Origin of the sequence: Enterobacter sp. 01-M-03-SI-ECC, assembly GCF_047530215.1 — a bacterium.
Lineage (GTDB): Bacteria > Pseudomonadota > Gammaproteobacteria > Enterobacterales > Enterobacteriaceae > Enterobacter > Enterobacter chengduensis.
The window spans coordinates 193984-211992 of sequence record NZ_JBLKDA010000006.1; the positions used below are offsets into that span (position 1 = coordinate 193984).

The 18009-nt window shown below is 58.0% G+C and carries 22 protein-coding genes; 7 read left to right on the top strand and 15 right to left on the bottom strand.

Annotated elements, in window-relative coordinates; genetic code table 11:
• Positions 1-330 precede the first annotated feature (330 nt).
• Entirely contained in the window at positions 331-783 is a 453-nt protein-coding gene (locus tag ACMWKK_RS08570; protein ID WP_112780009.1) for an STM2901 family protein, read from the top strand.
• On the top strand, positions 783-1100 hold the full coding sequence (locus ACMWKK_RS08575) for a DUF1493 family protein (RefSeq protein ID WP_112780008.1): 318 nt from the start codon (positions 783-785) through the stop codon (positions 1098-1100). The genes ACMWKK_RS08570 and ACMWKK_RS08575 overlap by 1 nt, the downstream gene beginning before the upstream one ends.
• A 24-nt stretch (positions 1101-1124) precedes the next feature.
• Here ACMWKK_RS08575 and ACMWKK_RS08580 read toward each other — a convergent pair whose 3' ends face one another.
• From ACMWKK_RS08580 to ACMWKK_RS08625, 10 genes are all read right to left on the bottom strand, one after another.
• Entirely contained in the window at positions 1125-1607 is a 483-nt protein-coding gene (locus tag ACMWKK_RS08580; RefSeq protein WP_112780007.1) for an Hcp family type VI secretion system effector, read from the bottom strand.
• 362 nt (positions 1608-1969) lie between these two features.
• Positions 1970-3361: a hexose-6-phosphate:phosphate antiporter gene (gene uhpT / locus ACMWKK_RS08585; protein WP_112780006.1), complete on the bottom strand. Its 1392-nt coding sequence runs from the start codon at positions 3359-3361 to the stop codon at positions 1970-1972.
• Between the two features lie 132 nt (positions 3362-3493).
• The gene (locus tag ACMWKK_RS08590; RefSeq protein WP_112780005.1) at positions 3494-4813 is read right to left on the bottom strand and encodes an MFS transporter; all 1320 of its coding nucleotides are present in this window, start codon (positions 4811-4813) and stop codon (positions 3494-3496) included.
• The gene (gene uhpB / locus ACMWKK_RS08595; RefSeq protein ID WP_045328658.1) at positions 4806-6311 is read right to left on the bottom strand and encodes a signal transduction histidine-protein kinase/phosphatase UhpB; all 1506 of its coding nucleotides are present in this window, start codon (positions 6309-6311) and stop codon (positions 4806-4808) included. The genes ACMWKK_RS08590 and uhpB overlap by 8 nt, the downstream gene beginning before the upstream one ends.
• Complete coding sequence (uhpA, locus tag ACMWKK_RS08600; RefSeq protein ID WP_112780004.1) at positions 6308-6901, bottom strand: transcriptional regulator UhpA; 594 nt, start codon at positions 6899-6901, stop codon at positions 6308-6310. Before uhpA ends, uhpB begins: the two co-directional genes overlap by 4 nt.
• Before the next feature lie 99 nt (positions 6902-7000).
• Complete coding sequence (gene ilvN, locus ACMWKK_RS08605; protein WP_008500144.1) at positions 7001-7288, bottom strand: acetolactate synthase small subunit; 288 nt, start codon at positions 7286-7288, stop codon at positions 7001-7003.
• A 3-nt stretch (positions 7289-7291) separates the two neighbouring features.
• On the bottom strand, positions 7292-8980 hold the full coding sequence (gene ilvB, locus ACMWKK_RS08610) for an acetolactate synthase large subunit (protein WP_112780003.1): 1689 nt from the start codon (positions 8978-8980) through the stop codon (positions 7292-7294).
• A gap of 106 nt (positions 8981-9086) precedes the next feature.
• Positions 9087-9185, bottom strand: a complete 99-nt coding sequence (gene ivbL, locus ACMWKK_RS08615; RefSeq protein ID WP_057979964.1) for an ilvB operon leader peptide IvbL — start codon at positions 9183-9185, stop codon at positions 9087-9089.
• Positions 9186-9331: 146 nt separating this feature from the next.
• Positions 9332-9751, bottom strand: coding sequence for a helix-turn-helix domain-containing protein (locus tag ACMWKK_RS08620; protein ID WP_139156876.1), 420 nt, complete (start codon positions 9749-9751; stop codon positions 9332-9334).
• Positions 9748-10062, bottom strand: coding sequence for a type II toxin-antitoxin system HigB family toxin (locus tag ACMWKK_RS08625; protein ID WP_112780002.1), 315 nt, complete (start codon positions 10060-10062; stop codon positions 9748-9750). The genes ACMWKK_RS08620 and ACMWKK_RS08625 overlap by 4 nt, the downstream gene beginning before the upstream one ends.
• A gap of 486 nt (positions 10063-10548) precedes the next feature.
• On the opposite strand from ACMWKK_RS08625, the gene tisB reads away from it, so the two are divergent.
• The 4 genes from tisB (at position 10549) to emrD (ending at position 13405) form a co-directional block, all read left to right on the top strand.
• Positions 10549-10638: a type I toxin-antitoxin system toxin TisB gene (tisB, locus tag ACMWKK_RS08630; RefSeq protein WP_072049957.1), complete on the top strand. Its 90-nt coding sequence runs from the start codon at positions 10549-10551 to the stop codon at positions 10636-10638.
• Positions 10639-10702: 64 nt separating this feature from the next.
• Positions 10703-11149 (top strand): GNAT family N-acetyltransferase, encoded by a 447-nt coding sequence (locus ACMWKK_RS08635; RefSeq protein ID WP_112780000.1) that lies wholly within the window; start codon positions 10703-10705, stop codon positions 11147-11149.
• 62 nt (positions 11150-11211) lie between these two features.
• The gene (locus ACMWKK_RS08640; RefSeq protein WP_112779999.1) at positions 11212-12045 is read left to right on the top strand and encodes an EamA family transporter; all 834 of its coding nucleotides are present in this window, start codon (positions 11212-11214) and stop codon (positions 12043-12045) included.
• A gap of 175 nt (positions 12046-12220) precedes the next feature.
• Entirely contained in the window at positions 12221-13405 is a 1185-nt protein-coding gene (gene emrD / locus ACMWKK_RS08645) for a multidrug efflux MFS transporter EmrD (RefSeq protein ID WP_406542773.1), read from the top strand.
• On the opposite strand, the gene ACMWKK_RS08650 is transcribed toward emrD, so the two are convergent.
• Both ACMWKK_RS08650 and dsdC read right to left on the bottom strand, forming a co-directional pair.
• Positions 13308-14396, bottom strand: coding sequence for a cellulase family glycosylhydrolase (locus tag ACMWKK_RS08650; RefSeq protein WP_112779998.1), 1089 nt, complete (start codon positions 14394-14396; stop codon positions 13308-13310). The genes emrD and ACMWKK_RS08650 overlap by 98 nt on opposite strands.
• A gap of 84 nt (positions 14397-14480) precedes the next feature.
• Complete coding sequence (gene dsdC, locus ACMWKK_RS08655) at positions 14481-15398, bottom strand: DNA-binding transcriptional regulator DsdC (RefSeq protein WP_112779997.1); 918 nt, start codon at positions 15396-15398, stop codon at positions 14481-14483.
• A gap of 117 nt (positions 15399-15515) precedes the next feature.
• Here dsdC and dsdA point away from each other — a divergent pair, with 117 nt between their 5' ends.
• Positions 15516-16802, top strand: coding sequence for a D-serine ammonia-lyase (dsdA, locus tag ACMWKK_RS08660; RefSeq protein ID WP_112779996.1), 1287 nt, complete (start codon positions 15516-15518; stop codon positions 16800-16802).
• Positions 16803-16836: 34 nt separating this feature from the next.
• Here the strand turns inward: dsdA and ACMWKK_RS08665 are convergent, their stop codons facing one another.
• From ACMWKK_RS08665 to ACMWKK_RS08675, 3 genes are all read right to left on the bottom strand, one after another.
• A complete protein-coding gene (locus tag ACMWKK_RS08665) occupies positions 16837-17184 on the bottom strand; it encodes a DUF202 domain-containing protein (RefSeq protein WP_112779995.1) in 348 nt (115 codons plus the stop codon).
• Complete coding sequence (locus tag ACMWKK_RS08670) at positions 17174-17521, bottom strand: YidH family protein (RefSeq protein WP_024907384.1); 348 nt, start codon at positions 17519-17521, stop codon at positions 17174-17176. Before ACMWKK_RS08670 ends, ACMWKK_RS08665 begins: the two co-directional genes overlap by 11 nt.
• 116 nt (positions 17522-17637) lie before the next feature.
• Positions 17638-18009: DUF2931 family protein (locus ACMWKK_RS08675; protein WP_406542774.1), on the bottom strand; the 372-nt coding region annotated here is incomplete at its 5' end.

Sequence of the window (18009 nt, forward strand, 5' to 3'; positions counted from 1 at the left end):
CTAGCCGCTCATCATAGCGGGAAACTCGCTGGGTCAACAGCGGGCAGAACGCTATTAGTGCAGTGAAAAGAGGTGGAAAATCATTCTGAAAGCGGAACGCCGTGCTGAAGCCCCTTCGGCTCGTCCGTCGGTTTTCCCCGGCTTTAGATCGAGGTAAGCCATATTCAGGAAGATGTGATCCTCATTACAGCCTGTCGATATCACGGCGTCATAATCGATAAATATCCTATTTGCGGGCACTTTTCTTAATTTCAAAAAACTATTAACTCCGCATTACCCTTAGTTTAAGCAAGGTTATAACCTTGCTTAAACTAAATTCAGGACGATGCTATGGATACAATTGAGGAATCTGGTGGAACGTACTTCTATCGCGGAAATTCGAACGTAACCCCTCAGGAGCTATTTTTGCTGATATTCGCTGAGGGACTGGCGAACCATCTGGGCGTAACGGTAGAGACTGCTGCAACAATCCTTGCAGGTCAGCCTTTAATACCTAAACGTAAGGTGTTAGGCGCATCAGGCTCACGTACAAGCGTTGCCTCCAAACTAGCACGTCGCATATTAAAGGGAGCACGCTTTCCAGTAGGGATGAGAGTTGAGACCATCATCGGTATGGGTAAAACCAGACAAACAAATAAGGTGGGAGCAGTTGTTGGAAGAGTTGTTCCTTTCGTCGGCTACGCACAGGCAGTCATTATATTTGCCCTTGTGGCCAAGGAAACCAGAAACACGTACAACCTGATAGCCCGACCAAAAGATCGGATCGAATGGACATGCTTCTAATGTTGTTACCTGATGAGCAAGAATTTTTAGATTACATCACTGAAAACTACAGTGAACTGAAGCACCCCGCCCGAAAGGAGTGGGCATTCCAGGAGCATTTCAACCTCGTTCCTGAAGATCTTGAGGACATGTTGCTTGACCTTTTCAATCGCTATGGGATCGAGTACAGCAACTTTGTTATGGACAACTATTTTGAGCCGGAGCTGTTTTGGTTCCAGTTTGGACTTAGAAAAAAGTTTCGAGACCGACAGTATAAGCCGCTAACGCTCGAAATGATTATTGAGTCTGCTAAATCCGGGCGCTGGTTATATGATTAAGGGGCTACTTGCCCCTTACGTTCTTTATGCTGACTGGCGCTCGCTCCAGGCATCGCTAAAGATGATGTTCCCGTCGTTATGCTTCCAGGTAATTTTCTCGTAACGTAGTTCAACCGTTTCCATATGGTTTTCGTTAGGGTTATCGCCCGGCGACATCGCTGGCGAGATAGAAACGACCCTGACGCCTTCGAGCAGCATAGTAAAATATTCTTCTTCCTGGCCTGAGTAGTTAATCCTATACCATTTTATCTCAGCAGAGACCAGGCTCTGCCCTGTCGCTACCGCTTTATAGAGGTATGGGCTTGAGCAATCGAATTCTTTAATGATTAACATAGGCGAATGCATGCGCGTACCGGTTATTTTGCCGGTGGCGTTATCTGTTGGGATCATCAGGTTATGATGAAATTCTTTTACCTCAATGCTGCATTCTCTGTATTGAACATCAACTCCGCCTTTGATTAATGTTCCACCGTCGTCCTTAAGCCATAAGTAAGCTGGTATTGCCATGTTAATTTTTTCCGTGTGCAAGTTGTAATGGTCAATCACCGGTTTTTGTGCTGCCGAGTGGTTGGCTTGAATACTTCATTCCAGGTCTTCTTTTTACTGCGCCTGCCCGCCCCAGCGTATGCCCAGCGCGGCTATAAAAGTTCAGACCAAGTCATGATTACGCCCGGTCGATCTATTTTTAAGACATTGACCTGGCATTTTTTAACCATATTCAGCAGTTAAATTATGAAACGTTCAGAAAATACCGTCTGGCAACCGACTTCTGGTGGAGTAGAAAGATCAGACACGATCTTTTTTTCGGTGGGATAGATGGAAGGAAAAAAAGCCCGGCGGTCAGTCGGGCAAAGAAGTTACCTGCACACTCAGGCTGTTTTTAATTTCTGCACTCGCCTTTCGCGGCGAATTTTACGTTCTTCCAGCACCGCAACCATCGCCATCAGGACGATACAGCCGATCGCTGCCGCATCCAGCGCCGCGAAGGTGCCCGCCCAGCCGGTGAGGCCGAAAATCGGCGTGCCGTCGGCGATCATCCCCAGACCCAGCTTGGCGAAGCTGTCGCCGATCAGGTAGGCGAACGTGCCTTTAATTCCATCGGCCGCGCCGATCGCTTTTTTCGGCACGAAGCCAACGGCGGCCACGCCGATCAGCAGCTGTGGGCCAAATACCAGGAAGCCGAGCGCGAACAGCGACGCCAGGTAAACGTACTGGTTGCTGGCGTGCTGGTAGACGCCGAGGGTGGCGATAATCAGCGCCAGCGCAACGCAGGCCACCAGTGCGCGACGGCCGTTGGCGAGATCGGAGAGCCAGCCCCACAGCAGCGTGCCAACCAGCGCGCCCACTTCGAACAGGGTGAAGCCCTGAATCGCCACCTCTTTAGAGAGCTTCAGCTCCTGGAAGGCATACACGGTAGACCACTGGTCGATGCCGATACGCACCACGTAAAGGAAGATGTTTGAGAAGCACAGCAGCCAGATCACTTTGTTTTTCAGCACGTACTCAACAAAGATCTGCCATTTGGTCATCTCGTTTTCTTCGGTCTCTTTATCCTCTTCGCTGATCTCCTCGCCGAACAGCTCTTCGGCTTTGCCGAGGCCGTAAGATTCCGGGGAGTCGCTGCCGTAGCGCAGGCCGACAAAGCCGACAATCAGGGCGATAATCGACGGGAAGATAAACATGCCGATCACGTGACCGTCGAACAGGTAATTTGCGCCGAACAGCGCCACGCCAGCCGCACCCGCCCCGCCGAGGTTGTGGGAGATGTTCCACATGCCGAGGTAGGAACCACGCTTGCGGCGCGGGGTCCATTTGGTGATGGTGGAGTAGCTGCACGACCCGCCGGTACTCTGGAAGAAACCGCTCAGGGCGTAGAAGGCGATCATCAGGAACAGGCTGACGGAGCCCGCGCCCATGCTGGCGCTGAAGCCGAGCATACAGATGGCGGAGAGGATCAGCATAAACGGCAGGAACTGCTTGGTATTTTTACCGTCCGCATAGTAGGAAACGACGGTTTTCCCCACGCCGTAGGTGATGGAGAAGCCCAGGCCAATCATCCCCAGCTGCGTCATGCTCAGCCCGTAGGTTGAGATCATGTCGTTCTGCGCGATGTTAAAGTTTTTGCGGATCAGGTACATGGTCAGGTAGCCGATGAAGACCACCAGATAGGACTGCATGAACGGTTTGAACCACATCTTGCGCCGCACGTCGAGCGGCAGATCCAGGGTCGGCTTGCGCACCTGGTTTAAGAAGGCCAGCATGGTTGGTTTACTCCTGAGCTGATTTTTGCAGCATTGTAAAAACCAGCCGGGAGAGATGCCTGAGACAGCGTCCGGGTAAAACCGGGAAAATTTCCTAGTTTTGCGCCACTCGGGGTGAAAAGGTGAAGCGCATCACATCACGCTGGCCTCGCGCGGGGCCTGCGCATGCAGAAATGGCAGCAGCAGCAGGGCGGAGATCCCCGCCGCGATGGCGATCACCGCGAAGAATCCGCTCCAGTGCCAGATGTCGATCACCCGCGCCAGCGGCCAGCCGGAGAGGGATGCTCCAAGATAGGCAAACAGCCCGACAAACCCCGTCGCCGCGCCCGCCGCCTCTTTATGCGAGCACTCCGCCGCCGCCATGCCGATCAGCATCTGCGGACCAAACACGAAGAAGCCGGTGGTGAAGAAGCACGCCGCCTGCATCACGTAGCTGGCGAACGGCATCAGCCACAGCGAGCCGACGGAGAGCAGTATCCCGGCGGCAAAAATCAGGTTCATCGGGCCGCGGTTGCCGTTAAAAAGCTTATCCGAGCCCCATCCTGCCACCAGCGCGCCGATAAATCCGCCCAGCTCGAACATCGTCACCGCCGAGTTGGCGGTGACCAGGTCCACGCCGAGCGTCTCGGACATGTACAGGTTGCCCCAGTCGTTGATGGCCGCGCGCACTATGTAGACCAGCACGTAGCAGAGCGACAGCAGCCAGATGTACGGGTTTTTGAGTACGTATTTGGTGAGGATCTCCCTGCGGGTCAGCCCCGCGCCTTCCTGCTGCTGGGCGATCTCCATCTCGTCGTGCCGCCAGTCGCCCACCGCGGGCAGGCCGACGGTTTGCGGCCTGTCGCGCAGGCGCCAGCAGAGGAACAGCCCGGCAATTATCGCCAGACCACCCGCAATCATCATTCCCGCGCGCCAGCCGTAGTGCAGCGCCGCGGCGCCCACCACCATCGGGATCAGCGCCCCGCCGACGTTATGCGCGGTGTTCCAGATTGCCCACCAGCCGCCGCGCTCGTTGCGCGAGTACCAGGCGGTGAGCAGGCGGGCGCAGACCGGCGCGCCCCAGCCCTGGAAAAAGGCGTTCAGCGCCCACAGCAGGGCAAAGGCCCACAGCGAGGTGGAGAAACCAAACAGGATATTCACCACGCCGGTGGCGATCAGCCCTGCCCCCATAAAATAGCGCGCGTTGGAGCGGTCGCTGACGATGCCGGAGAAGAACTTCGACAGGCCGTAGGTGATGTAAAACAGCGTCGCCAGCAGGCCGATATCGGTGCGCGTCATCACGCCGCTGGCGAGGATTTCCGGGGCGGCGGCGTTGAAGCTTTTGCGGGTGAAGTAGAACAGCGCGTAGCCGAGCCAGATGGTCATCAGGATATGGCGACGCCAGTAGCGGTAGCGAGCGTCGATTTCCGCTTTATCGCCAATCGGCGCGGCGTTCGCGGGGGTTTTAAACATGGTGGCTCCTTAACGGCAGGCTGACGCTGACGCGCGTCCCGTGGGTGCAGGAGAGGTTCAGCGTGCCGCCCAGCGCCTTCACGCGCTCGCGCATGCCCGCCAGGCCAAAGCCCTGCTGGCCGGAGCCCGGCGGCAGGCCGCAGCCGTCGTCTTCAATGACCAGCTTCAGGCTGTCGTCCTGCTGCCAGCCCTGGATCGTGACCGCGCTGGCGCTGGCGTGCTTGACGATATTGTTCAGCCCTTCCTGACAGACGCGAAACAGCGTTACGCGCTGGCCTTCGCTCAGCGCCCGTTCATCAATACGCCAGTCGAGATGGCTGACGATGCCGCGGCTTTCCAGCTCCATCTCGCGCATCAGGGAGCGCACCGCCTGCTCCAGCGACAGATCGTCCAGCTGGCGCGGGCGCAGCCTGCCGAGCAGGCGGCGCACCGAGTCGTACACGCCAAGCGAAAGCTGTTCGATATGCGCCCCGCCCTGCTTCACGCCCGCGTTTTCCGCCGCCAGACGCTGGACAATGCCCGCCTGGGTGCGGATAGCGGTGATGGTCTGGCCGATATCGTCGTGCAGCTCGCGGGCGACCTCCTGCCGCACGCTCTCTTCGGTCTCCAGCAGTCGCTCCGCCAGACGGCGGTTGCGCGCCAGCTCGGTTTGCAGAGACTGGTTCAGCTCGCGCAGGCGCTGAATGCCCGCCCCGAGCAGCAGCCCGGTCAGGCTCTGGGCCAGCAGGGAGAGCAGCAGATCAACGGGATGGTCGTGCCAGGTCTGGCTGGCAATCAGCGCGATGGCGTTCATCAGCGTGGCGATCAGTGCCCCCTGCCAGCCGTAGTGCCAGGCCAGGGCGATAATCGGCAGCGCCAGGCAAAACGGCGTGAAGCGTGAAAGCTCAGCGGGAAGGCCAAGCTGCAGCCAGAGGCTTACCACAAACAGCAGCAGATACCAGATAAGGTGTCGGGCGCGCCAGTTCACCGGTTGAGAGACCAGCGCGGGACCGAGCGGCTGCCAGACGGTGCTGGTGAGATAGTGCCAGATCACGAGGCAGGTCGGGGCGAGCGTCAGGCCGCCGGTGAGGGTCAGCAGCAGGGCGTTGAGCATCTCCTTCTCGCCGACCCACGGCAGGGACTGCAGCAGCGCGGCGGCGATCAGCGCTGCTCCCTGGCGCAGCAGGGTGCGCCAGTCGCGCTGGTGGCGGTAGCGCGAAATGAGGGCAACCGGGAGAAGCGTGAGCAGGCTTCCGGTCATCAATAAGGGCAGGTGCGCGAGAGCCACTTCCTGCGCCAGCCAGACCAGCATCAGCCACTCGGCCCCCAGCAAAACGGGCCAGTAGCCGCGCGGACACTGGAGCATTAACCCCAGACGCAGCCCGAAGGGAAACAACAGCACCGCCAGCTCGGGGCGCTCCACCAGGTGCAGGCTGATGCTCCACAGACAGAACCAGGCGGCGGAGAAGATAAAAAAGCTGGCGACGACGGCGATCAGCCGTGAAAAAGCGTGACTCATTGCCAGCTGTCGAACATACGGCGCGCCAGCTCGACGTCGTTACTGACGCCGAGTTTTTCCATCAGGTTAGCGCGATGAACGTGAACGGTTTTGGGCGACAGCCCCAGTTCGGCGGCAATCTCTTTCACCGCCATCCCCTGCGCGAGCTTTTCCGCAACCTGGCGCTCGCGTTTGGTGAGCGGATCCTGACGCCCGGCCGCCAGCTTGATGGCGATATCCGGCGTCAGATAGCAGCCGCCTGTTGCGACGGTGCGCACGGCGGCGATCAGCTCGTCCGGGCTGCAGCGCTTGGAGAGAAACCCGCGCGCGCCGGCGTTTAACGCCTGTTCCACCAGCGCCGGGCTGTCGTGAACCGACAGCATGATCGTCGCCATGCCTTTCGGCAGCTGGCTTAGCAGCTCCAGACCGGAGAGATCCGGCATCGAGATATCGCAGATACAGACCTGCACCCCACGCCCCGGCAGGCCCGCCAGCGCCTCGCGGCCGGAGCCAAACTCGGCCACCACCTGAAAATCGGGTTCGAGGCTCAAAAGCTGGGCAAATCCGGAGCGGACGATAAGGTGGTCGTCGATAAGGGCGATGGTAATCATGTGCGTTCCTGCGGTCTGAAAGCGCCGGATGGCGCTGCGCTTATCCGGCCTACAAAGGGCAAAGTTCGTAGGCCAACAAAGGCGCTTACCTTAAGCGATCTACTCGAAAAACACCGCAATTTTGTTAAACATGGTGGGATCGGACTGGTTGCGCGCCACGTTGGTGACATCTTCCAGCTTGTCGATCTGCGCCATCATCTGCTCCAGACGCTGGTCGTCGTTCACCAGTAGCCAGATGCGGCTGTGTTCGCTGCCCTGAATCGGCAGACAGAGGATCCCTTCCACGTTAAACGCCCGGCGGGCAAACAGCCCGCAGACGTGGGTCATGACGCCGGGATGGTTGCGGACGGTGAGTTCCAGGATGACGTTATCATGTTGTTTCTGCATGGCTTATTCTCCCACCATCTCAGTATTTGCCGCACCCGGCGGCACCATCGGATACACTTTTTGTTCAGGGTCGATACGCACGTGGATCAGCGCCGGGCCGGGACGCGAAATCACCGCCTGCAGCGCCGCGTGGGCATCCTCTTCCGCGTTCAGATCGCAGGTATGCAGGCCAAAACCGGCGGCAATCTGCATAAAGTTAATCATCCCCGGATAGGTCGCCGCAAACACCCCCTGCTTGTAGAACAGGCTCTGCTGCTGGTGCACCAGCCCCAGCGCCTCGTTGTTCATCAGGATGATTTTCACGTCTAACTGGTTTTCGGCTGCGGTCGCCATTTCCTGAATGTTCATCATCAGGCTGCCGTCGCCGGAGAAGCAAATGACCTTGCGGTCCGGGTTAGCCAGCGCCGCGCCCACGGCTGCGGGCAGGCCAAAGCCCATGGTGCCGAGGCCGCCGGAGGTCAGCCACTGGCGCGGACGGTTCAGCGGGTAGGCCTGGGCGGTCCACATCTGGTGCTGGCCCACGTCGGTGGTAATAATCGCGCTGTCGTCCACGCAGGCAGCCACGGCGTTGATAAGACCATAGTGGCTCAGCGGGTCGCCTTCGGTTGGGATAGCGCCCGGGAACTCGCGCTGCAGATCGGCCACCAGCTGACGCCAGTCGCCGCGATCGGTCGCGTCCGTCTGCGGGATCAGCTTCGCCAGCACTTCCGCCACGTCGCCCTGAATCGCCACGTGCGGCTGCTTGATTTTACCCAGCTCGGCGCGGTCGATGTCCACGTGAATGATTTTGGCGTTCGGGCAGAACTGCTCGGTTTTGCCAATCGCCCGGTCATCAAAACGCGCGCCCATTACAATCAGCAAATCCGCTTCTTGCAGGATGTAGTTGGTGCTGCGCGCGCCGTGCATGCCCAGCATGCCGAGAGAGAGCGGGTGCGCTTTGGGCAGCATGCCGAGCGCCATCAGGGTCATGGTGGTGGGCAGGCTGGCTTTTTCAGCGAACTGGCGAACTTCATCCGCGGCGTTGATCGCCCCACCGCCCAGATAGAGCACCGGGCGTTTGGCGGCATTAATCATCGCTGCGGCGTCGCGCACGCTCTCCGCGCTGAATTCCGGCGCGGGGGCTCGGTCGCCCGGCTCCGGCAGCGCGTCAATCTCGATCTCTGCGGTTTGGACATCCTTAGGAATGTCTATCCACACCGGGCCGGGGCGGCCGGACTGCGCAATGCGGAACGCATCGCTGATAACCTGAGGAAGCTCGCTGATATCGCGAACTAAATAGTTATGTTTGGTGATGGGGATAGAGATGCCGTAGGTATCCACTTCCTGGAACGCATCGGTGCCGATCATTGAGGACGGCACCTGGCCGGTAATGCAGATCAGCGGAATGGAGTCGAGGCGCGCGTCGGCAATGGCGGTCACCAGGTTGGTTGCGCCGGGACCGCTGCAGGCCATACAGACCGCCGGTTTGCCCTGGGTACGCGCCATGCCCTGCGCGATAAAGCCCGCACCCTGCTCGTGGCGCGCCAGCACGTGGCGGATTTTTGTGCTTTGGCTTAACGCGTCGTACAGCGGCAGCACCGTGCCGCCCGGGATGCCCGCTACGATGGTGATGCCCTGTCGTTCCAGCAAATGAACGATCAGCTGCGCGCCGGTAAAACGCGTCTTGGTGGATGTTGTGCCCGAACTTGCCATGCTCCAGTCCTTTTCTTCTGGGCCGACTTTCCGGGGAGGGTCCTAAACGAAAAACCCCGCCCGGTTTGCGCCGGCGGGGTTTTGGATTCGTGTGTTGATCCAGTCCCTACGGCGCATTGCCGACGACCACCACCACACGCACGACGACCACTGCGGCTGGTTGCGCAGTTTTTAGTAGGGTCGAAGTGAAAATGGATGAAGTCATTGGGGACCTGTGTTTGGAATCATTGATTGAATTTATACAAACACAGGTTTTCGGGCGTGACAATGGAAAAATTTTCATCTGCGCAAAAATGCGTCAGGGATCACGTTTCGTTTGTTGAATGGTAACACTCAAAAACGAGTTTTAACTCACTCAATAAACAGCGCAGGTGACACCCCAAATCTGGCCGCCAGCTTTTTAATATGGTTCAGAGTAAGCTGTCTCTGACCATTCAGAACCCGTGAAACCATTGATTTACTGCCAATTTCATCCTGAAAATCCGATATCGTCAGGTTATACTGATCCATCAAGGTTCTTAAAACCGCAATACCGACGGGAACTGACTCCATCTCCTTGCGTAATGCGACTATTTCTGGACGATTGGCTTCGTAACGACTGATTCTGGCGCACACAATATCCAGCAAGGGGCTATCGGGCTCATTCATGAGCAGATACTCAACCAGCTCAAGCGCATCCTTATAATCTTTCTCACTCGGCTGTTCACCCAGTAATGGAACGGCCGCAACGAGGGCATGCGTAGCTTTCATTGCATCAGCGACGATCATCATTTCTTCCCCTTAGTGCGATGTTTCTCCGTAAAACGGTCATATTCCTTATGAGTAAAAACATGGCGCACATAAAACTTTTGGCTTTCAAAAAATATGAGAGCCACTACTCTGATATTGTTGTTTGCAATATCAATAACATAATGCTTATCCAGATACTTAAAGTAATCCAGCGTCGGAAACAGTTTTTTCAGCGCAGCAGGTGTTGGGCAATGGCTCTTTTCGATGGTGCGACCCAAAAAAAGGAGCTCTTCCTTGTGCTGCGGAAACTGGGTTACCGCATCCAAAATAGCTTTCATAGAGATTAAATGCATACTACATGCCTGCCGCGTCCGTTGCCATTATGGCAATGATGACATCCATTGCCAATAAGTCAACAGGCATCTTTCATGCGCACACCAAAAACAAAAAACCCCGCCTAAGCGAGGTTTTTATCAGGGTTTTGCGGTTGGTCGCCGCAGAACACACTGTGTTACGTCAACGCAAAAAGTATACGCGATCGAGGACGAACGCGCAATTCCGGCACGGATTTTGACGTTTTTGAGTATGAATCACCCTTCGATTTTTGTCCAAAAAATACTGTTCATACATACAGTATTTATCTATACTGAGGGTGTTCGCAGTGAGCGAGGGGGCCGCAGTTCTACCGGCGCAACGAAGTCCTGGCTGAAACGGGTGGTGCCGTCAGTGCCTTAACCCCCCTGAAGTGAGCACACTGTGTTACGTCAATCCAGGTGCTGGCAACAGGCGGCGGAAAGGTACGCCAGCATCGTGCTCCTTTTTACCAAAAGGAGACGCGTATGAGCATCGTGGATATGGTGATACTTATCCTCAAACTCATTGTTGCTGTACTGCAACTGCTTGATGCTGTCCTGAAATTCCTTCGGTAATTCAGGTTCAAGTCGCACCTGAGAGGGGCGGGCAACCGCCCCTCTTTAATAACGAGGGAATGCTATGTCGCGTCTGTTAATTGAGCCTGTTACGCCCGAGGAGCCGGGGTATATCGCCCTGAAGGCGGAAAGTATCGCATTGAATTTCAATATGCTGCGCAGGCTGGAAGAGAGCTGGCAGCGGGGTGAAAACCGATTTAACGCGCCGGGAGAAAAGCTGCTGGGGGCGTTTCTGAACGGCAGGCTGGTGGGCGTATGCGGCCTCAACCGCGATCCCTTCAGCCAGCAGCCGCGCGCCGGGCGTATTCGCCATCTCTACGTCAGCGAGAAGTGTCGCGGGCTGGGTATTGGCAAACAGCTTTTAACCGTGGTGATGGCCGATGCCAGCATCTGGTTTGATTTCTTGAATACCCACGCGCCGGACAGCGCGTATGGGTTTTACCGCCGGGCGGGTTTTACGCTGGTCTCGGACGAACCGCGGGTGACGCACCGCCTTTTTTGTGCGGTGTAACCGGCTGGCAGCATCAGGGCGTGAATGTTACAGTTGAGTGACAATTCACCACCCGATACGCCATGACCATCACCGTATTCTGCATTTTGCTTTTTGCCGCCCTGCTGCATGCCAGCTGGAACGCCATCGTTAAGGCCGGAACGGATAAGCTCTATTCCGCGATTAGCGTCAGCGGCTCCGCCACGCTGATTGCCCTAGTGCTGCTTCCCTTCTCTCCACAGCCTTCTGCCGCAAGCTGGCCGTTTTTGATCGTCTCCTGCGCGCTACAGGTGGTGTATACCGTGCTGGTGGCGAAGACCTATCAGGTTTCCGATATGAGTCAGACCTACCCGCTGATGCGCGGCACCGCGCCGCTGCTGGTGGCGCTGATCAGCGTACTGGCGCTCGGCGATAGCCTCTCCTGGCTCGCCTGGTCCGGCATCGGGGTCATTTGCCTGTCGATTCTGGCGATGGCGATGAACGGGCGCATGCAGTCGCGCAAAGGGATCTGGCTGGCGCTGCTGAACGCCTGTTTTATCGCGGGCTATACGCTGGTGGACGGCACCGGCGTGCGGCTGTCGGATACTGCCCTGGGCTACACGCTGTGGACCTTCTTTATGAACGGCTTCTGCCTGCTCGGCTGGGCGATGGTGGCGCGTCGACGCGAAGCCTCCAGCTACCTGCGTTTGCACTGGAAAAAGGGGCTGCTCGGCGGGGTTGGCACCATGGGCTCTTATGGTCTGGCGCTTTGGGCAATGACGCAGGCACCGCTGGCGGTAGTCGCGGCGCTGCGTGAAACCTCGATTCTTTTCGGGGCGCTGATCGCCTTTGTGATTTTAAAAGAGAAGGTTGCGGGCCTGCGCATTGCGGCGGCGCTGGGTATTGCCGGCGGAGCTATTCTCCTGCGCCTCGCGTAAATCACTGGCAACATTAGTTGCCGTTTTTGTTTACAAATCCTGCCTTTCATCGTTCATCCATTCACCACCACAATGATTAAATTGTCATTTTACTGTGGTAGATTCCTCGCGCATTTATGGGAATGCGCAGTCACTTATTCTTCATTTTTCTCTTTTGGCAAAAGTATTCAGCGACATGAAAAAACAAAGGAACGTTAACTTATTGTTGATGCTGGTGTTACTGGTGGCCGTCGGTCAGATGGCGCAAACCATCTACATTCCGGCGATCGCCGACATGGCAAAGGAACTAAACGTCCGCGAGGGCGCGGTGCAGAGCGTAATGGCCGCCTACCTGCTGACCTACGGCGTCTCGCAACTTTTCTACGGCCCGCTGTCCGACCGCGTCGGGCGTCGCCCGGTGATCCTGATCGGCATGAGCATATTCATGGTGGCGACGGTCATTGCGATGACCACCCATAACCTGACCGTACTGATTGCCGCCAGCGCGCTGCAGGGCGTCGGGACCGGCGTCGGCGGGGTGATGGCGCGAACCTTACCGCGCGATATGTACCAGGGCACCCAGCTTCGTCACGCCAATAGCCTGTTGAACATGGGGATTCTGGTCAGCCCGCTGCTGGCGCCGCTGATTGGCGGCCTGCTGGACACAATGTGGTCCTGGCGCGCCTGCTACGCATTCCTGCTGGTGCTGTGCGTGATTGTCACCTTCAGCATGGCGCGCTGGATGCCGGAAACGCGCCCAGTGGACGCCCCGCGCACGAAGCTTATCGCCAGTTATAAAACGCTGTTCGGCAACGGTTCTTTTACCTGCTATCTGCTGATGCTGATCGGCGGCCTGGCGGGCATTGCGGTGTTCGAAGCCTGCTCCGGCGTGCTGCTGGGCGCAGGGCTTGGCCTGAGCAGTATGGTAGTGAGCATTCTGTTTATTCTGCCGATCCCGGCGGCGTTCTTCGGCGCGTGGTTCGCCGGACGTCAGAACAAGCGTTTCTCCACGCTGATGTGGCAGTCGGTGATCAGCTGCCTGCTGGCAGGGCTGATGATGTGGATCCCGGGGCTGTTCTGCGTGATGACCGTCTGGACGCTGCTCATCCCGGCGGCGCTCTTCTTCTTCGGCGCGGGGATGCTGTTCCCGCTGGCGACCAGCGGCGCGATGGAGCCGTTCCCGTTCCTCGCGGGCACGGCGGGCGCGCTGGTGGGCGGTTTGCAGAATATCGGCTCCGGCGCGCTGGCATGGCTCTCGGCGATGATGCCGCAAACCGGGCAGGCTAGTTTGGGTTTGCTGATGACGCTGATGGGGCTGCTGATTTTACTGTGCTGGCTGCCGCTGGCGTCGCGCGTTCCGCATCACGAGCAGCCGGTTTAACGGCATGATGGCCCGGCTTCTCGCCGGGCTTTTCACAAACGGGCGCCATCATCGCCTGCAAAAGCGGCTCCGGCGCAGGCCGCCAGGCTCCCTCTTCCCCGTCGTAAAACTGGAAATCCGCGTTAAGCGCATACGGGATTTTCGCTTTTTGCAGCTCGCAGGCCATAAAGGTGGCGAAGGCTATTTGCGAGGCGGTTGGCGTGACGCGGCTTGATTCACCTACGCCCCAGCCCCCGACCCAGCTAACGTGCCCGGTTTTTTGCTGCCAGCGCAGTGCGGTATTGATGCGGTTATGGATAGCCGCTTTCTCCGCCGCCGTGCCGGACGTCCACGGGTATTTACCGCTGTTTTTTAGCGGCCCCCACGGGAAAATATGCCACTCCGCCAGCAGGTAGTTCTGGCTGTGCGCGGGCAGCTTCAGGCTGGATAAATCCTCCGGCGCGGCGCGCAGGCGTGGTGCAATGAAGATCATGCGCTGCGGGTCGATATCGTGGATTGCCTTAATGGTTTTTTCATACACGCGGTTTAACGATGCCAGGTTGTGGTTAAGCTTGTCGGCCGGCTCGTAAATGAGATCAAACCCCAGCAGCGGGTAGCTCTGGCCGAAATAGTGCGCCACGGCAATCCACCAGTTGATGGTCTCTTTCTCGTTATCGGCTTTCGGGTCGTTTTTATATTCGTCAGCCTGGTACGCAACTATCGGGATCACGCCATACTGTTCGCAGGCCTCCACCAGCTTGCGCAGGTGGATCAGCCGCGCTTCAGTCGGCTCATCGGCCACGCGGATGCGCACGTGGGTAATGCCTTTAGCACGAAAATCGCGGACCTCCAGCGGGTCGAATTCACGTATCCCGCGCTCGGTGCGCGCCCAGTCCACATCCATCCCGACGCCCAGCTGCTGCGCATAACGGGCAGCCGTCAGCGGCGGCTCGGCGGCAATGGCCCAGCCGGAAGAGATCAGTAATGCAGAGACAATAAAAGGCTTTAACACGGTTTACCCTGGATAAATCGAAAGCATTACCTGTATTTAGCACGCTTTTTCACATTTGGTGTAGAGCGAAAGCGTAATAATTCTTCAACCTGCCCGTTCTCTCAGCCAGCCGATAAAGGCATCTATTTTTGGCCACTGACGGCCAGAAAGCGTCGAAATATAGTAGTGCTGATGACATTTCAGGGTCTTTTCACCAAACGGGGCGATCAGCTCACCCCGTTCGAGCCGTTTCTGCACCAGCCGCTTTCTGCCCATCGCCACGCCGACGTGGTTGATGGCCGCAATAATCGCTAAATCTGAGCGATCGAAACTAATGCCCGACGATGGCGGCATATTCACCGCAAAATGCTGCGCCCAGCTCAGCCACTCATCCGTGCCGGAATCGTTACTCCAGGCCTGACGGTCGTGCAGCAGCGTGCAGTGGCAGAGGTTATCGGGGTTTTTCAGCAGATCGTGCTCGCGGGCATACTGCGGTGAACAGACGGGCAAAATCTCCTCGTCCATCAGGAAGTGATGAGAAAGATGATTAGGCGGCGTATCGTCGAAATAGAGCGCCAGATCGACGCCCGTTCGCTGCATATTTACGTAGTCATTGCCGGTCAGGATGGTGAGTGAAATCGACGGGTAGCGGCGGGTAAAGTCGCCCAGCATGGGCACCAGCCAGCACTGAGCGATCGACGGCCGGGAGTAGATCGTCAGCGTACCGGAGAGCGCCTGGTTTTTAATATCCAGGATCTCCTGATTCAGGGTGTCCAGCGACGATTTAAGCGTCCAGTAAACGCGCTTCCCCTCCGGCGTCAGCTCAACCTTACGGTGCGAGCGGACAAACAGCTGAATACCCAGCTCCTCTTCCAGCAGGTTGATGCGGTGACTTACCGCGCTGGGGCTGAGCGATAGCTCCGCCGCAGCCAGGGCGAAGGACTCATGCCGCGCGGCCACTTCAAAGGTGTACATTTTTGAAAGCTGCCAGCCGTTTAGCAGCCGATTCTGAGCATCCGTCACGCCTTTCCTCCGCGTTTGATCCAATCTGGCTCACCTGAAACGCAATATATATCATTTGTCAGTATGCCTCTTTTTTTATCCAATACCCCACACGACCCGATTGCGACGAGATGAACAATGGCAAACGCACGCGCTGCGGCCCTGACCGCACAGTTCCCTCTGATTGAGGATTTGATAGCCCTGAAAGAAACGACCTGGCTTAACCCGCGTACCACCACGCTGGCGGAAGGATTGCCTTACGTCGGGCTGACCAAAGCCGACGTGGACGACGCGCACGCGCGCCTCAACCGCTTCGCGCCGTATCTGGCGAAGGCCTTCCCGGAGACGGCAGCCACGAATGGGATGATTGAATCCGAACTGGTCGCCATTCCGGCCATGCGGGCGCGGCTGGAGAAGGAATCTGGCAAAGCCATTCCCGGCACCCTGCTGCTGAAAAAAGACAGCCATCTGCCGATCTCCGGCTCGATTAAAGCGCGCGGCGGCATCTACGAGGTGCTGACCCACGCGGAGAAACTGGCGCTGGAAGCCGGGTTGCTGAGCGTTGAAGATGACTACAGCATCCTGCTGGAGCCGCGCTTTAAGGACTTCTTCAGCCAGTACAGCATTGCGGTAGGCTCTACCGGCAACCTGGGGATGTCCATCGGCATTATGAGCGCACGCATCGGCTTTAAGGTGACGGTGCATATGTCCGCCGACGCCCGCGAGTGGAAGAAAGCGAAGCTCCGCGGCCACGGCGTCATCGTCGTGGAGTATGAGCAGGACTACGGCGTGGCGGTGGAACAGGGGCGCAAGGCGGCGGAAAGCGATCCGAACTGCTTCTTCATTGACGATGAAAATTCCCGCACCCTGTTCCTGGGCTACGCGGTGGCGGGCGAGCGGCTGAAGGCGCAGTTTACCGGGCAGGGCCGCGTGGTGGATGCGGAACACCCGCTGTACGTCTACCTGCCTTGCGGCGTCGGCGGCGGCCCCGGCGGCGTGGCGTTTGGCCTGAAGCTGGCCTTTGGCGATAACGTCCACTGCTTCTTCGCGGAACCCACGCACTCCCCGTGCATGCTGCTGGGCGTCTACACCGGCCTTCACGATGAGATTGCGGTACAGGATCTGGGCATTGATAACGTGACGGCGGCGGACGGGCTGGCGGTCGGGCGCGCGTCCGGCTTCGTGGGCCGCGCGATGGAGCGCCTGCTGGACGGGTTCTATACGCTTTCCGATCGGAGCATGTACGACATGCTCGGCTGGCTGGCGCAGGAGGAAGGCATTCGGCTGGAACCGTCCGCGCTGGCGGGCATGGCCGGACCGGTACGCGTTCAGTCAGATGCCAGCGTTACCCATCTGGTGTGGGCAACCGGCGGCGGCATGGTGCCGGAAGACGAGATGGCGAAGTATTTAGCACAAGGTCGTTAACCGTAGGCCCGGTAAGGCGTAGCCGCCACCGGGCTTATAAGCCCGTAATTTGCTGAAGGTGAGTCACCGCAAAGAGTAAAGACAGAGACAGCACGGCCAGGGCGATCAGGAACTTATCCCGCACCGCTTTCGGCTGCACAAAATCATCCTGCGCCACGTCCATCAGGTTACGGCTGCGGGTATAGCGCCATAAAACGATCGCCACCAGCGCCAGCACAACAATCGAGATCCAGAACGGCACCCCCGTGCGGTGCCAGTTGTGCTTAATCGCCAGGGCAATCAGCGCGCCATACCCCAGCAGCGTGCGCAGCCAGGCGAGCGACGTCCGCTCCGGCTGCAGGCCGGGGTCCGCTTCGCGTCGCGCTTTGCGGCTATCCGCCATAGAACACCAGCACCATCACCACGCCCGCCACCGCCAGCAGGATCGCGCTGATGATGAGTAACCCGCGCGTGTAGGGCAGATCCTGCTTCAGGCGCATTGCCTTCTCGTTGCGCAGCCATCGCAGGTAGCCGTAAATCGCCAGCACGCCCGCGAACAGGCACAGCAGCAGCGCCAGCACCTCGCGTATCAGCGGCGTGGCGAAATCAGGCGCGAGCTGATCGAGCCCCACCCCGGCGGCAAGAAAGCCCAGCGCGGTGCGGATCCACGCTAAAAACGTGCGCTCATTAGCCAGAGAGAAGCGGTAGTCCGGCGCTTCACCGAGGCGGGAAATTTTCATTGCATCTCCTCACAACTTACTTCTGTTACTTCGCTCAGCATAGCGTGGCGAGTTGATCTGGTTAAGTATTTCGAAGGGTTCTTTGCAGGACTTACTGAACGTAATATCAGCTTCCCTCACCATTGTCCGTACGGGTAGGTTTTGCCTTTGATAAACTCAACCGTATCTTCTGTATACCGGTAACCATGCGAAAACTGTGTTACTCCCTTACAGGCATCCAGTTTTTCACCGGACAGCGTGGTGAGCCGCTGTGGCTCTACCGGCAGGTTCTCGCCAATCCCGCTGTTCTGCAGCCAGACACGCACACGGCCTTCCGGGGCCAGGCCAATCAGCAGGGTGTCGTACCACGTGGTCCCGTATGAGTCCAGGCCTGTAGGGGTCAGCATTCTGGTCCTGAGCGACGCCGGAAAGACTATCCGGGTCTCATAGGTCTTCTTGTCGATGACCGAATCCCAGCAGAACAGCATCATCACGGGCGGGTGGCGCGC

What these genes read in the sequence shown, in the direction of transcription:
- ACMWKK_RS08570 (WP_112780009.1), top strand. Translation starts at nt 331, where the DNA reads ATGGATACAATTGAGGAATCTGGTGGAACGTACTTCTATCGCGGAAAT.
- ACMWKK_RS08575 (WP_112780008.1), top strand. Translation starts at nt 783, where the DNA reads ATGTTGTTACCTGATGAGCAAGAATTTTTAGATTACATCACTGAAAAC.
- ACMWKK_RS08580 (WP_112780007.1), bottom strand. Translation starts at nt 1,607, where the DNA reads ATGGCAATACCAGCTTACTTATGGCTTAAGGACGACGGTGGAACATTA.
- uhpT (WP_112780006.1), bottom strand. Translation starts at nt 3,361, where the DNA reads ATGCTGGCCTTCTTAAACCAGGTGCGCAAGCCGACCCTGGATCTGCCG.
- ACMWKK_RS08590 (WP_112780005.1), bottom strand. Translation starts at nt 4,813, where the DNA reads ATGTTTAAAACCCCCGCGAACGCCGCGCCGATTGGCGATAAAGCGGAA.
- uhpB (WP_045328658.1), bottom strand. Translation starts at nt 6,311, where the DNA reads ATGAGTCACGCTTTTTCACGGCTGATCGCCGTCGTCGCCAGCTTTTTT.
- uhpA (WP_112780004.1), bottom strand. Translation starts at nt 6,901, where the DNA reads ATGATTACCATCGCCCTTATCGACGACCACCTTATCGTCCGCTCCGGA.
- ilvN (WP_008500144.1), bottom strand. Translation starts at nt 7,288, where the DNA reads ATGCAGAAACAACATGATAACGTCATCCTGGAACTCACCGTCCGCAAC.
- ilvB (WP_112780003.1), bottom strand. Translation starts at nt 8,980, where the DNA reads ATGGCAAGTTCGGGCACAACATCCACCAAGACGCGTTTTACCGGCGCG.
- ivbL (WP_057979964.1), bottom strand. Translation starts at nt 9,185, where the DNA reads ATGACTTCATCCATTTTCACTTCGACCCTACTAAAAACTGCGCAACCA.
- ACMWKK_RS08620 (WP_139156876.1), bottom strand. Translation starts at nt 9,751, where the DNA reads ATGATGATCGTCGCTGATGCAATGAAAGCTACGCATGCCCTCGTTGCG.
- ACMWKK_RS08625 (WP_112780002.1), bottom strand. Translation starts at nt 10,062, where the DNA reads ATGCATTTAATCTCTATGAAAGCTATTTTGGATGCGGTAACCCAGTTT.
- tisB (WP_072049957.1), top strand. Translation starts at nt 10,549, where the DNA reads ATGAGCATCGTGGATATGGTGATACTTATCCTCAAACTCATTGTTGCT.
- ACMWKK_RS08635 (WP_112780000.1), top strand. Translation starts at nt 10,703, where the DNA reads ATGTCGCGTCTGTTAATTGAGCCTGTTACGCCCGAGGAGCCGGGGTAT.
- ACMWKK_RS08640 (WP_112779999.1), top strand. Translation starts at nt 11,212, where the DNA reads ATGACCATCACCGTATTCTGCATTTTGCTTTTTGCCGCCCTGCTGCAT.
- emrD (WP_406542773.1), top strand. Translation starts at nt 12,221, where the DNA reads ATGAAAAAACAAAGGAACGTTAACTTATTGTTGATGCTGGTGTTACTG.
- dsdA (WP_112779996.1), top strand. Translation starts at nt 15,516, where the DNA reads ATGGCAAACGCACGCGCTGCGGCCCTGACCGCACAGTTCCCTCTGATT.
- ACMWKK_RS08665 (WP_112779995.1), bottom strand. Translation starts at nt 17,184, where the DNA reads ATGGCGGATAGCCGCAAAGCGCGACGCGAAGCGGACCCCGGCCTGCAG.
- ACMWKK_RS08670 (WP_024907384.1), bottom strand. Translation starts at nt 17,521, where the DNA reads ATGAAAATTTCCCGCCTCGGTGAAGCGCCGGACTACCGCTTCTCTCTG.